We start from the raw sequence: 16,606 nt of genomic DNA on the forward strand, positions 1-16,606 counted from the left end.
TTTTCGGCTCTCACACCGGTACGTCATCGAAGGCCGCCTCAGTCTTCATTCTGGCGTGTCTTGCCCCATTGCCCAACCCCTTCGGCAATCAGGCTTAACTGACGCACCACCAACGCGCCGGTCTCTTCATCGCCGCCGGTGAGCTGGCGGCGCTTGAACTCGCGTTTGATATTTTCCCAACGCTTTCGCTCATCATCGTTTAACGTGTTACGCAGCTCCTTGAGCTTCAGAAGGTTCTCTTCAGCCCCCTGAGTGAGCAGCTGTGCCTCACCCACGTAATGGTCGTCGATGATATCTTCCAGCTCTTCATCGCTGAGAATAGGCGATATCTTTTCCGCCAGGCGATTCATGTTCCGGTAGCTGCCTTGAAGACGGAAAGGCGGCTCCGTACGGTACTCGTCCGCCTGAGCGCTGGAGGCGATGTACTGTTGATTGACGCGCAAGACCACTTCGCGCACCTTGAACATGTTCTTCAGCACGGCCACGATCTCTTCGCGCTCTGCCCCACTGTAGTCGTGTTCAAAATCGGTGCTGGGAACATTGCGCCCGGCGGCCACATCGGCAAAGCGATAGAAGTCGTCAAGCCCCCGCGTAGCCAACGGCGCCAGCACCGTATTGGCACTCATCGAGTTCTCGATATAGGAGAGCGCGAACACTTCCTCCATGCCACTCAGTACATCCCCCAGGTTATACACATCCGCCCGGTTGGAGAGCATGTCAGGCACCTTGAAGACATCCCCGCTTTCCGTATACGGGTTGCCCGCCATGGCAATACAGAACCGCTTGCCGCGCATGTCGTAGGTTTTGGTGCGGCCGTTCCAAATTCCGTCAATGCGCCGACTGCCATCACACAACGAGATAAATTTCTGTAGAAATTCAGGGTGCGTATGCTGAATATCATCAAGGTAGAGCATGACGTTATTGCCCATTTCAAACGCCAGGTTCAGCTTTACGAGCTCGGCACGGGCGGTGGAGTGTGTGGCGGACTCCGGGTCCAGTGACGTCACATCGTGCCCAAGGCTTGGGCAGTTGATCTTCATGAAGATCAGCCCCAGCCGGTTGGCGACATACTCCATCAAGGTGGTTTTACCGTAGCCCGGTGGCGAAATCATCATCAACAGGCCGCTGTTATCGGTGCGCCGGGAGTCACCCACCGTGCCCATCTGCTTGGCAAGGTTATCGCCAATGATCGGCAGGTAGCTCTGGGTAATCAGCTTGTTGCGCACGAATGAGTTCAGCGGCTTGGGCGCGTACTCTTCCAGCCTCAAGCGCTCGCGCTGCTCCTGCAGGATACGCTGACGCCGCTCTTGAAGCGCCGACCAGTCACGCACGACCACCTGTTGATGATGACGTAGACGCTCCTGAAAATCGTCCAGCTGCAGCGTAAGCTGCTGCTGTTCAAGGCGCTCGTGCTGCCCCAACAGCCCCTCGACACTAAAGGCCAGTTCGACACTATGCGGCGTGGTTTTCAACCGCTCGGCCGTATTGAGCATGGCGATGGCTTCCGGCAGGTAGTGAAGCAAACCCTCCTGCCCCGCCTGTTTGGCATGCGCCTGCAGCCAGTGTGACGTGATGGTCCAGCGCGCACCGGGCTGCCCCATGACAACGGCCAATGCCTCTTGAAAGTGCCCGTAGTGCCCTTGACGCTGCATGGTGGTGATAAAGCTCTCCACCAGATTGGCCGCGTATTGGGTCACAGGAAAGCTATCGCTCTCTTCGGCTAACTGGCGCACCAGAAACTCGGTAGCGCTGGCAAGCTGGCTAGGCGAGCTAGCAAGCTGATGCGTCTTCATGAAGGCTTCTAGTTGCGGCTCGACCTCCTGCATCAAGGCGCGGATCAGGTCTTCGTTATTCATGATCCGACAGAGAATGCCCGCAGACAGACAGCGCGCACGCAAATTGCGAGTAGCGTTCTCGTCGCTTGAGCGATCGGCCCAGAAAAGCATGCCAAGCGCCCTGGGCAATGGCCCGAACCCAAGCTGTCCTGCGCTTTGGAGCGCCGGCCACAGGGTGCGCACGATCAACGCCGCATCATGATCGTGAATCCCCTTCTCGTACCCTTCCCGATAGCGCGGAGAAGCGAAGTTGGCAATTTGACGCTGCAGCTCCGTGATATCTTCTACATTGACTGTCGCACCACCTGACGATGACATCTCCTGCATGAACAGGTAAGCGAGGTACTCGGCACGGTAGACGGCACGACTTTCCGAAGGCAGCGACATGCTCCAGTAGTCTTGCAGCTCGGTCAGACGCGAATCATCCAACGGTTCGTAATATTGGGTCCCCGTCAGATGAAGCATGATGCTCTCGTTACGGGGTACCAGCGTCAGGTCAAGGTTCTGCTGATTGACGCTGAAACGGTGACGAGGCCCCAGGCGGATCACATTGCCACCTGACTCATAGATGTCGGCGCGGTCGCGCACGCTGCGCATTGCCGCATCCTGAGAGGCACGCAGGCGGCCTGAAATATCGTCCGCTTCCAGGTTGGCTCCGAAGCTGCGCAGCTCATCCACCATGCTGCGCACCTTGGCAACCATGGCATCCGCGGCAAAGAAGCTGTGCAATTCTTCCAGCGTTTCGAAGCGTTCGGTGCGACGCGTAACGTTGGATAAAATCCGCTGGCTGGCATCGGTCAGAGTAGAAACGCGACGCTGACGCTCGTCTTGAAGCTGCTGACGGCGTCCTTCAATACTTTCATGAGCGCTTTCGCGCTGCTCAAGAATGGTGGTTAAAAACTCGTCAAACTCACCAAACTGGCTCTCCAGCTCCTGCAACTGATCCAGCATGCGGGTCATCAGTTGATCACAGTCGTCGGGCTCGCGCAGGGCGCCTACGCCGTTGGCAAGGCTCTGTTCGAACAGACGAATCTGTGCGGCAAACTGCGCCTGGGCCTCGGCACTGCCCTGTTCGCGCAGGCGGATCTCCGCCTCGGAACGCTGCTGATTGATGGAGGCATAAATGCTCGAAATATTTTCGGTAATGCGCGTCTGCTCAATGGCATCGCCGCCTGACATGGAAGACAGCAACCCCTGAATCATATCCAGCCCGGCGGTCAGCTCACGATAACGCGCGACATATTCCGCCAGCTGCTGGCGGGTTTCTGCCTCCCCCACCTGCGCCTTAAGCTCCGCCAGGGTTTCCCGATAGCCATCCAGCGCTTCAGGTTGCGCCAGAAAGGAGAAGGTCTGCTTCGTCAGCGACGCTTCCGCCGTATCAAGCGCCTGCTCGAGTGTCTTGAGACGCGCTTCATCGAGATAGCGGCGCTCGCGAAGCGCCATTAACCGCCCCCGATGATCACGCAACCGCTTCAGGTAGGTCACGAAAACATCGGGCGCTTTCCAGCTGCTGGGTTTCAGCTCACGCAGTAAGTCGGCCTGCTGTTTACCTACCTCATCAAGCGCTTGAGCGGTCTGAGCGCGGATAGCCTGTACTTTTTCGTATTCGTCGAGCATCAACTCAGCGGTATGCTTGAGTTGCTCGAGCGCTTTATGGATAGCGCTAAAGTCAGGTTCGCCAATCCAGTAAAACTGATTCAGCGTTCGGTCGACGCGGCGAATAATGGCGTTAAAGTGCCGCTCGGTCGCCTGCTGTTCGCTGGATAACTGAACGATGCTATTGAGCTCAGCGATACCGCGCACCAGTTCCGGATTACCGATTCGCCCAAGCGGCGTATCGTTACGCACCGCGTCTTGCGCATGGAATCGCTCCGACATAAACGGCGTGGCCCAGACCTGAATGGGATGCACCAGCGTCGGCTCATCTTCGGCATAAAAAATCGCCAGATGCCCATTTTCAAGCAGCGCCGCGCCGTGCCCGACCATGGGTGTGTCTACCTGTTTCTGGATCAGGTTATAGCGATAAAGCACCACCTGCCCGGTTTGCGGTGCATAGAAGACGTAAAGAACATCTTCCCCATTAGGCGAGCGCACCATGCGCTTGAAACGTAGATCATCTTCAGGCACTTCATAGGTGGTTAATTCGCCCGTATTCAGGTAGAACCCCGATGGGAAAATCAGGCCATGATTTTCCGGCAGCTCAATCACCGACCCTGCCATGGCATCGACACGCTTAACGTGTTGCTCAGCGCGGTTAAAAAGATAGTAACGCCACTGCTTTTCGTTAAAAGGCAGGATGCGGATAAGCAGTACCGCGCCCAGGTCGGCGTATTCAAAGGTGGCATCGTCCAGGGACTGGGAGTCGGAATCGACCGGATCGGTAAAGATACCTTCGCCGCTGCTGGTGTTATTTTCGATCTTGAAGGTAATATTGCCGCGCAGGTTATCGACAAATACCGTATCAAGAATATTCAGGTGAGGCGCGCGCCCCTGCTCCTGCAAGTCGCGCCCCGCCTCCTGCCAGGCAAAAGCGAACCGCTCTGGAAACACCAGATCGCGCTCTCCGCGATTATCGATATAGCGGCTTACCTCACCCTGAGCCGTCAGCTCCCACCGAAAAACCCGAACGTCACTGAGCTTTTCGCCAATCTGAAAAGCAATCAGCAGTTTGTTATTTAACGTTACCAGCTGCACCAGCGTGGCGTGACTGTAGTACTGCTGCAGTTCCCGGAAGTCCCGAGTGAACTGCTCATCGGTTAAGAAACTGTCCGTGAGAGGCGCTTCTGTCAGCTCTAATACGTCTTCATCGTCCTTGAGATGGTAAAGCGCGAAAATATCTTTAGCATCCAAGGCTTTACGCAGGCCCAGCTGCACATTGAACCCAAACAGAATTTGATCGCCAATGCGCACCATGTCGCGAGCGATAGCGTTGTTTTCAGTACGCACCCGGGCACGGCCTAACAGCGCCATGCTGCTGCTTCCAAAAACGCCTGCACGTGCTTCGTTCAACTGACCGACGGATGTATTCAGCTCACTGCCCTGAGTTCGCAGGCGGCGTTGAATGGTCTCGAATGCTGTGCTTTCTCTAACAATATTCTCGACCGACGACGGCTCCTTCGACATAGCGTCCTTCGACATAGTGTTCATCCTGAAAAAAGTGCTCAAGCGCAATAGCAAAGACCGCAGCGTGATGACACATGCGGTCTTGGGAAGGCGACGGAATATTCGGCTGTATCATGCCAAGCAAGGCGGCTCTTGATGAGCCGCCTCTTTTATCAGGCCGATTCCGAGGACTTGCTCGACCCCATGGCACGGCTGGCAAGGCCTGCCAGCGTGGCTTGAAGCGCCGGGGACTTGTCGAGCACCCCCTGCACCGTCTTGCCATAGCCAAGGCCGGTGGCAAATTTCTCGAAGATATCGCCGTCACCACCAATCAGTTCGAACTTGGCATTGTGCAGAGCCGCTGACATCACTTTGCCGTTCTCCAGCATGCCCGTACGCTGCGCCTCGATCTGTGCCATCACTTCTTTCTCGTGCACTTCGAGGTTCATGCGGAATTCTTCAAAGTGGCGCGCCTCTTCCGACATGTTGTCGTAAGCACGCAGTTTCTCGACCAGGCCATTCGCTTCGGCCTTTGCCATCGCTTCGCGGGCCTGGGCCTTGGCGGTACCCAGTTTCTCTTCGCCCATGGCCTCAGCTTCAAGGCGCTGCTCAAGCACTCGCACTTCCGCCATGCCGGTATCTTCGTCCGCCTTGGCTGTCGCCGTCTTCACTTCGGCCAGTGCCAGGCCTTCGCTACGCTGGGCATGAGCCCGCGCTTCAAGCACCTGCGCTTCGGCCAAGCCTTCAGCTGCCAGTAACGCCTGCTGACCACGCGCCTGCTTCTCTTCGGCTGCCGCACGTTTCTCGGCGGAATCCAGCTCCGCCTGGGCACGGATGATGGTCTCTTCGGCTTCAAGCTTGGAACGCTCGAATGCCGCTTCAGCCGCACGTACTTCCTTAAGCTTGCTCTCCTCGGCAACCGCCTGCGCCGCCGTCAAGCTGGTGACTTTCTTACGCTCAGCTTCAGCGCGGTTGCGCACATCGCTGATGTTCTCTTCTTCTTCAGCCACGTTGCGCTCAACGGCGATACGCTGGCTGGTGATATCGGCAATTTCCTTGCGCTCTTCTTCCAGCGCTTTTTCCATGCCGATACGCTCAATTTCTACTGCGCGCTCGCGGTTAACGTCTTCAAGCTCTCTGGCCTGACGGATCCGCACCTCCTCGATTTGCACCGCACGCTCGCGCGCCTTGGCCGCCATTTCAATCTGACGCTGCTTGTTCTCTTCGGCAATGGCCAGCTCTTCGTCAGTCTTGATACGCGCCGCTTCACTCTTGGAGCGCTCCTGGTGAAGTACCTGCTCGGCTTCCGATTCCTCACGCGAACGCAGGCTTTCAATTTCACGACGCTGGCGTGCTTCCGCATCGGCCTGGGTACGTTCAAGCTCTAACGCTGCCTCACGGGCCGAGACATTTTTGCGCTGAATTTCGAGTTCCTGATCACGCTCCAACCGGTTGGTTTCAACATTGTGCTTCGCCGTAATTTCGGTGATGCACTTGATACCTTCAGAATCCAGAATATTATGCGGGTCAAGCGAGCTTTTAGGCGTTTGTTCCAGATAGTCGATCGCGACATCTTCAAGCACATAGCCGTTCAGATCCTGACCGATGGTCTCGACGATGGCATCACGGAACTGCTGGCGCTCATCAAACAGCTGCATGAAGTCCATCTTCTTGCCGACGGTCTTTAACGCTTCGCTGAATTTGGCATTAAACAGCTCATTCACTGCATCGCGGTCAGATGCCCGGTTCACGCCCACCGACTTGGCTACACGCAGCACATCTTCGGCAGTGGCGTTCACCCGCAGATAAAACGCCACGCTGATATCGGCGCGCAGGTTATCGCGGCAAATCAAACCCTCTTTACCGGTACGATTTAGCTCAAGGGTAATCACGGAAATCTTCATGATCTCCGCGCGGTGGATAACCGGCAGCACCATCGCACCGGTGAAATACACCTTAGGTGTCGTCGAAAGATCGTTGACGATCAGCGTCTCGCCCTGATCAATCTTGCGATAGAACGTCTTGATCAGCGACAGGCCCGCTATGATGAGGATAACAATAGCGCCAATGCCAAATAACAGCGGCATAACCCACGATAAGTCCATTTTCTTCTCCTATACCCAGGCAGTTAATCGGCTAAGCCGGTTTTAAAGTCATTCTCAGGCATCACCCAGTAAGCGTCTTCATCGGCGAGATAGTGAATCAGAATGGCGCGATCTCCACGCGCTAAGGGCTTATCACTACGAATCTGTAATATCAGATGGTCGCCTTCGATATAGGTATCGGCTCGGCCCCGCGCTCTATCAACACTGCCAGAACGCACCGTACACAGCGTACCGGTTAAACGCTCTTCAGTAGGCAGATGCAGGGCAGGTTTAAATAGAGGGCGTAAAGGGCGAATCACAAAAGAGGTAACAAAAATACCCACGGCAAAACTAACTAACAGTAAGACAGCGTGAAACAGCCAGAGTAATAAGCCAGGGTTAAGACGCGTGCCAACCAGAAGCTCACCAAAATAACTAAATAACCAGCCGCCTAAAGCGACGAGCGTAATCACTAACGGCAGTGGTACACCCTGAAGGCCAAGCGTTGCCAGCAAACCGCCAACACCCATGGCGCCATCACCGCTTAGGTCTCCCTCTGGCACATCGCTATCGACCATACCGGATAGCGAAATAAGCCAATAAATAACGGCAACGCTTAACAGCACGGTAAAAATGACGGTTGGAAAACTGGTGATAATAGAAAAAAATAAAGGCATGTGCCTGAGATTCCTTAAACAGGGCGTAAGCGCCACCACTAAGCGATGCCGCTTGAATCAATCCTTTGTCGTCTCCGTAGGGGCAGTGCAAAACGGGAACGATATCGCACTGTTCAACAAGGTAATCAACCAGGCAACAAGCGCGAGGCGCCCCTAGAATCGACCAGATGAAACTACAGGAATGCTTCTCAAAATCAACAAACCAGGAGGCATTTGAGATATTGCTTACAAACGCTATAGCGAATGTCTTACAAAAAGATGGGCTTAACTAAAAGCGATGGACTCTTTATTCGGCTAACCGCCTGAGCGCTACCGAGTAAATAAATAAACAGCTGAACTAATCAAAACAAGCAGGCCAATACAACTCGTCCATATTTCTTCCTGAAAAGGGTCCCTTCTTGAATAGCGTTGGCGCTTACTTGGGTAATAACCCAGCGTTATGCATTTTACAAAAGGCCAGCCGACCCAGTAGCCAGCCTTAAATAAAAGATGGCCGACAACATGGCCAAAAAACCAACCTAGGCTTCGGGAAAATCCTTCAAAAAAATCGTCAAGCATTATTAGCTTCCAGAAAAGGTCTTGCCTATTTGGGAAGACGACTTTAAACGCAACATCCGCATACACTAGCGAAAAGCGGATAAAACGTACTCAGCCATAAATATTACTAACCGCTAGCGAGTAATCACTAAAAATTAGTGGTTGCAATGATCTCACTATAAGAATTCTCCCCTCTTATAGTAGAATCTGGAAAGACCTGAGTTGGCTCACCGCCTCAGGGAGCCTTTGATTTAGTAGCAAATCAAGATACTCATCGGCGGTAAAAGGCGGATTCTTCAAGCTCCTGCGGTGCCGCTGTACGGCCTGAATAACACTCCCTGGGCTTAAAGCCAACATATCTGTTAAAAACTCATCAGGATGTATGGCTCTGATGTCATGCTGGGCAAGCATATCGTTTGGAAAATCTTTAAGATTAAAAGTAATAATCGCTTCAGCACCCGTATGAATAGCACAAGCAAGCACATGCCGGTCATCTGGATCAGGTAACGCTAAACCATCAATTAAGGATTCAAACCCTTCCACCACTGCATCACGCGTGTGGATATCCATCAGTTCACGCACACGCTCAAGCTTCTCCCATGTCAAGTCATTACGCTGAGCTAATAAGCTGCGCATCCACTCATCATGTATTTGACGCGACCAACGTGCACGGTACAAATCAGTCATCGCCAAATGAATAAGCAAGCTTCTTAGTGGTGCAGGATAAAGCACGCAGGCATCGTACACGACGGTATAATAAGAGCTCATCAGTAACCCAGATTTAATGATTGATCGAGCGCTGACAGATCATCTAATGCCTGAAGCCGTTTTTGGTCGATCGCTTGTTTATACGCCATAAGATCTGAGTACTTTACCTTGCGCCTGTTTCCAACACGATGGAACGGGAGTTTGTTTTCATCCAACAGTTTAATAAAAGAGGGACGAGACATATTCATGGCATCAGCCGCTTCTTGCGTCGTCATTTCGGCATGTACTGGAATTAGTTTGACCATATTGCCATCGCCTAACTCGGTCAATATATCGACCAGCAGGCGGAGCGCACTAACAGGCACTTCAACCTGATGTGCTTTCCCGTCTTTACCAGTAAGCGACACTTTCTGGGTAGAAGCCTGGGTTTCAACATAGGCTGCAAGCTCTCTACTCGATAGCTTGGCAAGGATGGCTTCTTCTTGAGTGGGCAATGGGTTAGAAAGCGCGGACATCGCCTTTACTCCTTGGGTATTTTATAGAGTACATCATTGCTACAGCCTAGCATTATTCGAATTATTCGAAAAACAAAAAGTGCTAAGAAAAAAAATTTCAGCGCGCATGCGTTGCTAGGCCAAGCGAAAATGCGCCATCAGGCATTCATTAAACGGGTATTGCATCCGGAATTAGAGACCATACTTTTTCTTGCAAAAGCTCCCTTCTTGAACAGCGTTGATGCCGACCAGGGTAGTAACCCAGCGTTATGCACTTTACAAAAGGCCAGCCGACCCAGTAGCCAGCCTTAAATAAAAAGATGGCCAACAACATGGCCAAAAAACCACCCTAGACTGCGGGAAAATCCTTCAAAAAATCGTCCAGCATTATTAGCACTCCCCATGGGCGCTCTGGCTTTGCGAATCGTCACTAAGGGCGGCGGCAGAAAATACGATTTCACGATAGAGAATGGCCATGGCAATTGCTGAAAAGATAGATATGAAAAAGTTTACAACCACTCTGAGAGGAAAAAGATAAAGCTCGCCCAGAAGTAACTCGACAATACTCCAGCCAATGCTGGGAAGCAGTGCGAGCAGTACGAAAGCGCTTATTTGGTGCTGCCTAGAGAGCTGCCAGGCAAGTTTAAAGGTTATTTTTTGATCAAGGGCGATGCCCGGCAATACCAGCGCAAAGCGGCTATAAAAATAGCCAGCAGCCAGCATCATTAACCACGGCCCGCCAACGGGCACAAAGGCTAATAGCGACACCGGGATTAACAGCGCATAAAGCCCCAGTATATGAAGAAAAAAGCGTGTTTCTCTTCGCCCCCAAAAGAACCCCCAGCCAAAACGAATCGCCTGCTCCCGTAATACGGTGTGGCAAATAATAGTGACCAATATCGTATAGCTAACTATCGCCACCCCCTCTGCCAACCACTCCAATGTGAGATAAAGCATCAGCGGCCGAGGCTGTAGAACGCCTACTCCAAGCAGAGCAAGCTCCGCGATAAGCGCGAGTAAAAAGGCAGCGGCCAGAGCAATAAACGTAGAATGCTTGATGTTAAGCAACGCAGAAAAAGATTCATTCAAAATACGGATGATCATTACATTTTATCGCTTTGTGGGCGTTAATAGTGCGCTCTTAACTTCTGAGCGTCAGTAAGATAGAGCCTATATCAAAAAAGTGGTAAATAAGGCGGCTAACCGCAGCATGAGCCTACTGATTTATTACTACAATGCTAATTGGTATCTTTGCTAGTTGATAACCATTAGCCAATTATTTCTAATATATTGTTAAGCTGGCTGTAATCTTCTGGCATCAATTGATCAACCCCGTGTGCTTGCGCTTGGTCAATCGTAACATGGGTTTCGCAGATGATATTTTTTAATGCCAACGCCTTACGTTAAATAGGCGTTTTTTGCAAATGGATCTTGGTTGAGCCGAACGACTAGCGCTTGCCCCTAGGCACTTGTACTATGCTCTATAGAAAACCCGCAAGATGAAGGAGTCTTCATGACCATCATGCAAGATGCAGAACAGCGATTTGCAGCACAGGCATCGCTTTATACACGACGCGCTTACCAGGCAGCACTGAATAGTGGCCAAACCGTGGTGGAAATCGTCGATGGTAATCTTGTTGAAACCTTCCCTGATGGCAGTGCTCGTGTTTTAAAAGAGGCACCGCCTAAGCACAAGGTATCGATAGGCACACACCTCAAGGTGACCTGATGATTGAGACGCCACGGCTGCGGATGTTTGCTGGGCCGAACGGTTCAGGGAAAAGTACGATCAAGGATGTCATCCCGACGCATCAGAAAGGGGTTTATATCAACCCTGATGATATAGAAAGTAATGCCAAAGAAGCAGGCGCCATCTATTTTGAAGACTACTCGGTTTATTTAACGGGTACAGATATCGAACGTTACTTCTACCAATCGCCGTTAACCTTAAAAGCATCATTAGCACCACAGCTTAAGGCGTTAGCCTTTGAAGACAACTGCATTAAATTCCCTCTCTCGTTACCACCTAATTCTTATATTGCATCTATTGCCTCTGCGCTTATTCGAGAGCAGCTCACTGCTTCTAAAATTAGCTTCACCTTTGAAACAGTGATGTCATCAGAAGACAAGATTGAAGTGCTCAAGGCATCCCGTGCCGCTGGTTTTAAAAACTATCTTTACTATATTGCGACCGATGACCCCGCTATCAATGTTCAGCGAGTGCACAACCGGGTCAAAACGGGTGGCCACCCCGTACCCGAAGAAAAAATCCGCCAGCGCTATGACCGCTCCATCGATTTACTCTTGGAGGCCATCAAACTTGCTGATCGTGCTTTTATATTCGATAACTCCGGTAGTAAAGACATATGGTTAGCGGAAGTAACTCCTGGCGGCGAAATTCAAACAAAAGTGGAGGAGCTACCTAACTGGTTTTACAGCAGTGTTATTGAGAAGCTTTGTCCTCCCTCTCAGACAACATAGCCCATGTGTGTTCACGCTGCTGTTTGACGGTCTGCGGAATAACGCGGCATAAGGACTCCGTCTTGCTCTCTGGATGGGTTTTAGGCGATATCGCCAACCGGGCAACTAGGCTGACAGAGGGGGCTATCACACTAAGGAGTTAAAATTACTATCATGGGTGTAGAGAATTTACAAAGCGCCATGCTTGGCTCTACTTATATAGGCAAAGCACAGCGACAGCATAGATTAACTTCAACCACATCTTTTATCTTATAATTTTATAACAACATTTATTGCACCATCTTATTCTTAGGATTATTTTTTTATACTTACATCTGCTTTTCAAAGATATAAAAATCAGCGAATGAAGTGTTAGTCGGATCGCTATCGCTTTTCATAGGATAATCATTGGGAATAAATCGTAATAACTTCCACTGCGGGGTATACTGACTAACCCAGTCAGTGAATTTTCTTTTTCTGACGTGTAAATCTACCATTTTCTCATCGATGTTCGCTGAATAAATAATACAGTATTTATTAGCACTCATAAACAGCCGCAACATATAGCCATGATAAATATCGTCATCAATAAGATGGTAAATAACATCTAAAGAAAGTGTTATCTCTGCACTAAAAGGATTGTTTTTAAAATCGTCTAATGTCAAAAAACGCTTATACTTGTCCTCACTAAATTTTTTGCTGCACAATTCTATAGCGGATATAGAAACATCCACCCCCACGTAATCAATTGATTTCATTAGTGACAATTGATTTCCATCACCACAACCAAACTCTAAAGCGCTGACAATCTCTTTTTCTTCAATAAAACCATTTATCACTTTAGCTTTAAACTTCGCAAGTCTTCCATAAGAACCTGCGCCAGAGGTGCCCCCCTGCTGATAGCGAGCTTCCCAGTAACGAGGTACTGAAAATACCTCCGCACCTTCTTTTTTTATTTTTCCCTCTTTCCAAGGTGCACCATATTTACTCATAAGTAGAGATACACACCTATCGTTGCCGCCTTGATGAATATTATTATGCCACAAGGGAGTAGTATTATTATTGGAAAGCTCGACTAAATGAAAATCTAGATCAGACCGTTTTATTTTTGCTCCATTTAACGATGCCATCCAGTACAACCAGATGTCATCTGCGTCTGGGCAAAATTTCATAAAGTGCTTTTTGCTTGCTATATCATTATAAAAAACATGTGGAGGCCATAAGGCGCCTGCCCCACTTGTTGGAAAAATCAATTCATCAGCAGGCTCATTTGGGCCTACCTGCCATTTCCACTTTTTGTATGGGATTGGTTCTTCATCAACGTTTAAAATAATTTTATGTGCTCGATGTGCCACAACCGTCTTATAGTCACCATCCCAACTTTCCACCAAGCCCTTTAACCAATTTGGCTCATAATAGAGATCATCATCAGCCGTAACTATAAAACTCTCTGGATAATCTTTTAACGTTGGAATAATTTTCTTGTAAGAGCGTATATCTTCACAGAAGCGAATATTCAAACCATATTGCACTAACTCCCACACTGCGCCTGGAAGCTCTTCTTTTTCTGTTTCTGAAATCCATAGAACCAGAATATCTGGTGCGAACTCCTGCAGCAATAGGCTACGCAACGTGAGGTGCAAACAGTCAAATCTAGGCTTATAAGAGGTTAGTGATACTACTAAATGTGCTGGCAGCTGATGTTTCGCAACCTGCTCTTTTAGAGAAGCATTTTCTAAATAACTAATGATATCTTGAACGCTTGAGAGTCTCGCGTTTTGCTGAACTTGCTGAAATTTATTTACTATAGAACTACCCTTTAGGTATAACTCAGCATAATCACTTGAGATCATACTTAGTATGAAATATGACATATCTCGAATTTCGCACACAGAATCCAAAAGAAACGCAAGCTTGATAGCGTCTAGGCGAGTTAACTCACCTAGACGCTGATCGCTTGGTAAAAATAAAACATGTGCACTTACTAACTCGTTGGCCTGATACTTTTCATCAGGCACATTTTTTGGAAAGTGACTATGAGATTGTAAATTTTGTAACGTATAAAATCTGAACCCGTTACGGCTAGCCCAGTGCTGTAACTCAGCCAAATTCGGCTGGCGCTCATGAGTGGCCTGAAAAGCCACTTTCACCTGAATAAGAAGCGTGTCCTTTAGGTACTTGCTACCATTCTCTAGCACCTTCATAGCGTCATGTAGATCATCAAGCACTAGCATATCGACGCTTGATAGCCCCTCTATACTATCCAAGGCAACCGTATTTATAGGTAATTCCGCTAGTACTTTAAACTTATCTCGCTGGTACTCAGGCAGTTGGCCTTCTGCCAAAGGCTTTAGCGTGCTGCCTTGCTCTGCATTCAAAGTGGCGTAGAGCGTTGTAGGCTGGCCATCACCTAAAAGCGCATGGGGGTAGTAATGTAGCTCACCAAACTCCTTGAGCTCTTCTACTTTATTATTAAGTAAGCTTGACGGGTCGAAGCTTATGACTGCCAAGTGACCACTTGCCATCCATTTGTGGTAGTCGGGGTGTCCCGGCATTATGGCAGCATTATCTACAATAATGATTGGCTCATCGAATTCCCATTCAAACGTTTCCTCTTCATTTACTTCTTCACTTAGCGCCTCGGGCAACTCAACCAGCTTATCCTCATCCGCAAACCACATTTCACCTTCTTTGTTGAAGGTAAGGGCTTCTGGCGCTTTATCTTCACAGTAACGCACCCAAATGGCACGTAGTGCATTATTGAAGTGATTAGCAAAACGCGGCGCATCGCATACTGGGGAGTAGTGCAAAATTGTACGTAGGCCTGCGCGAATAACGGCCAGATTAGGCAGGTCATTAGCCAGTTCAAGTACACGCTGGCGATATTCATCCCAGCTATTGGTGACAAGCTCTGGCAACCCAGCATTAATCAAGTGGGTAGCACTGTGGCGGCCTGCGAACGTAGGGCCAGGCAAGGTGACTACCGGCACCCCCATTAACATGGCCTCACAAGTGGTTAAACCACCGGAATAGGGCCAAGTATCTAACGCGATATCGATACGCTGATAGGTTTCCAAAAACTCTTGATGCTTCGCTGGGCCTTCGAGCAAAATACGTTCTTGCTCAATACCATGCTCTACCATTTCATCCCATATACGTTGACAAAAATCCTGACTTTCATACTGAGCTCCCCGCAGAAGTAAGCGGCTTTGCGGCAGTTGATGCATTAATAAAGCCCACTGAGCCAAAAGCTGAGAACTAATTTTAGCAGCGTTATTCAAGCAGCCAAGCGTAATGTAGCGGTTCTTAAGGGCAGGTAGCGAGGTCGTTTTCGGCGCATAGGAACAGGGTACGTAACAAATATAGTCATTCGGCAGGCGAATCAACTTTTCGGTATATTGATCATCAACGCCTTTAGGAGTTTCAATACTATCGGATAATAAATAGTCAATTGACTCTAGCCCCATGGTATTAACCAAGCCACCTACCCACTTAATACATAAGGGCGCCGGACGCATGGAGATTGCTTGTAAGCAGCTACCATCACCATGGCCTGAAAGATCAATCAAAATATCTATTTGATCATGTCGAATCAACTCAGCTGTCGCTTCTTGATTTAAATGACGTACTTGCTGCCACTGTTTACAAGCATTACGAATTTGCTTTGTAATATGATCATTAACGTCATTCGTCGAATATGCGTAAAAGTGAATATCAGGCCTACTATTCTCTAACGCCGTGGCTATCATTTGTCCAACAGGGTGAATTCTAAATCCTGATGATATTAAACCTACGCGCAATGTCTTTTCTTTAGTTTTTTTAGCCGATACGCTTTGCATTGAGGGCAATGCAAAGCGTTTTTCCCACCCCTTGGCAAAGTTAATAATTTCAGCCTGGGTGGTTGCAGGATTATAGTGCTTTGCAAAGAAAATATTCGAGTATGCCATGACAAACTCAGGACTTTTCTTCAAGGCCTTTTGATAATAAAGCTCGGCCTTTTCATACTCACCAATATCCTTGTATAAGTTACCTAAATTATTAAATACTGTGGGATGATTTGGGAATTTTCGTTCCAAAAGATGATAATTTTTTAAAGCCTCGCTGAAATACTTAGTTTGATATTGTAGAGCCCCAACCATTAAGCGCGAACGTAGCTCATCGTAGCCAAGTCCCAAGGCTTTCTGCGCATGCTCAAGAGCTACAAAATGCTGTCCAGCATTTTGTAACATTTCTGCCAGGCGATACTGCGCAGGTCCATATTTAGGCTGAAGAATAACCGCCTGTGCCTGGTATTCAATAGCTTGCTGCTCATCGCCTTGTCGATAATATGCCGCAGCCAAGCTCGTAAGTGTGAGGACGTCCTCTGTATTCAAACCATAAGACTTGGTCAAGGGCTCTAATGCAGAGGCGGCATCACCTGCCTCTAAAAAAGCGGTGCCTAGAGCCTTCCATGCAAAGGCACTCTCAGAGTAATTGTCTACCATGAGCTGTGCTGCCTGTTGCGCCTTAGTTAGTTTTTTAGCGTTATAGAGCGCCATGAACGCCTCTGCATCAACTCGAGGCACCCCAAAAGTTTCTCCATGGCCTATGTTGTTCTGGGCAACCAATGTTTTCTGCTTATGTGTTTTTTTCTTAGCCATGGTCTCTACTTTATGCGGGTCTATAAAAAATTTTCGCTACTATACCGATTAAACGCATTCTACAAACGA

The 16,606-nt window shown here is 49.3% G+C and carries 10 protein-coding genes; 2 read left to right on the forward strand and 8 right to left on the reverse strand.

The window, feature by feature from the left end:
- Positions 1–38: 38 nt before the first annotated feature.
- The 7 genes from D467_RS19475 to D467_RS0118260 form a co-directional block, all read right to left on the reverse strand.
- A complete protein-coding gene (locus D467_RS19475) occupies positions 39–4,973 on the reverse strand; it encodes a DNA repair ATPase (RefSeq protein ID WP_244147851.1) in 4,935 nt (1,644 codons plus the stop codon).
- Between the two features lie 137 nt (positions 4,974–5,110).
- Positions 5,111–7,042: an SPFH domain-containing protein gene (locus D467_RS0118235; protein ID WP_018918980.1), complete on the reverse strand. Its 1,932-nt coding sequence runs from the start codon at positions 7,040–7,042 to the stop codon at positions 5,111–5,113.
- Between the two features lie 23 nt (positions 7,043–7,065).
- Positions 7,066–7,698 carry a hypothetical protein gene (locus D467_RS0118240; protein WP_018918981.1) on the reverse strand — a complete coding sequence of 211 codons (633 nt, stop codon included), beginning with the start codon at positions 7,696–7,698 and terminating at the stop codon, positions 7,066–7,068.
- 309 nt (positions 7,699–8,007) lie between these two features.
- Complete coding sequence (locus D467_RS19480; RefSeq protein WP_018918982.1) at positions 8,008–8,256, reverse strand: hypothetical protein; 249 nt, start codon at positions 8,254–8,256, stop codon at positions 8,008–8,010.
- 174 nt (positions 8,257–8,430) lie between these two features.
- Positions 8,431–9,003, reverse strand: a complete 573-nt coding sequence (locus D467_RS0118250; RefSeq protein ID WP_018918983.1) for a PIN domain-containing protein — start codon at positions 9,001–9,003, stop codon at positions 8,431–8,433.
- The gene (locus tag D467_RS0118255; RefSeq protein ID WP_018918984.1) at positions 9,003–9,458 is read right to left on the reverse strand and encodes a helix-turn-helix domain-containing protein; all 456 of its coding nucleotides are present in this window, start codon (positions 9,456–9,458) and stop codon (positions 9,003–9,005) included. Before D467_RS0118255 ends, D467_RS0118250 begins: the two co-directional genes overlap by 1 nt.
- Positions 9,459–9,827: 369 nt before the next feature.
- Positions 9,828–10,541 (reverse strand): hypothetical protein, encoded by a 714-nt coding sequence (locus D467_RS0118260; protein ID WP_018918985.1) that lies wholly within the window; start codon positions 10,539–10,541, stop codon positions 9,828–9,830.
- Between the two features lie 409 nt (positions 10,542–10,950).
- Between D467_RS0118260 and D467_RS0118270 the strand changes: the two genes are divergently transcribed.
- Both D467_RS0118270 and D467_RS0118275 read left to right on the forward strand, forming a co-directional pair.
- Entirely contained in the window at positions 10,951–11,166 is a 216-nt protein-coding gene (locus D467_RS0118270) for a hypothetical protein (RefSeq protein WP_018918987.1), read from the forward strand.
- Complete coding sequence (locus D467_RS0118275) at positions 11,166–11,918, forward strand: ATPase (RefSeq protein ID WP_018918988.1); 753 nt, start codon at positions 11,166–11,168, stop codon at positions 11,916–11,918. The genes D467_RS0118270 and D467_RS0118275 overlap by 1 nt, the downstream gene beginning before the upstream one ends.
- Before the next feature lie 308 nt (positions 11,919–12,226).
- On the opposite strand, the gene D467_RS19485 is transcribed toward D467_RS0118275, so the two are convergent.
- Positions 12,227–16,537 carry an O-linked N-acetylglucosamine transferase family protein gene (locus D467_RS19485; RefSeq protein WP_018918989.1) on the reverse strand — a complete coding sequence of 1,437 codons (4,311 nt, stop codon included), beginning with the start codon at positions 16,535–16,537 and terminating at the stop codon, positions 12,227–12,229.
- Between the last annotated feature and the right edge of the window lie 69 nt (positions 16,538–16,606).

Source organism: Vreelandella zhanjiangensis DSM 21076, assembly GCF_000377665.1.
GTDB classification, from domain to species: Bacteria; Pseudomonadota; Gammaproteobacteria; order Pseudomonadales; family Halomonadaceae; genus Vreelandella; species Vreelandella zhanjiangensis.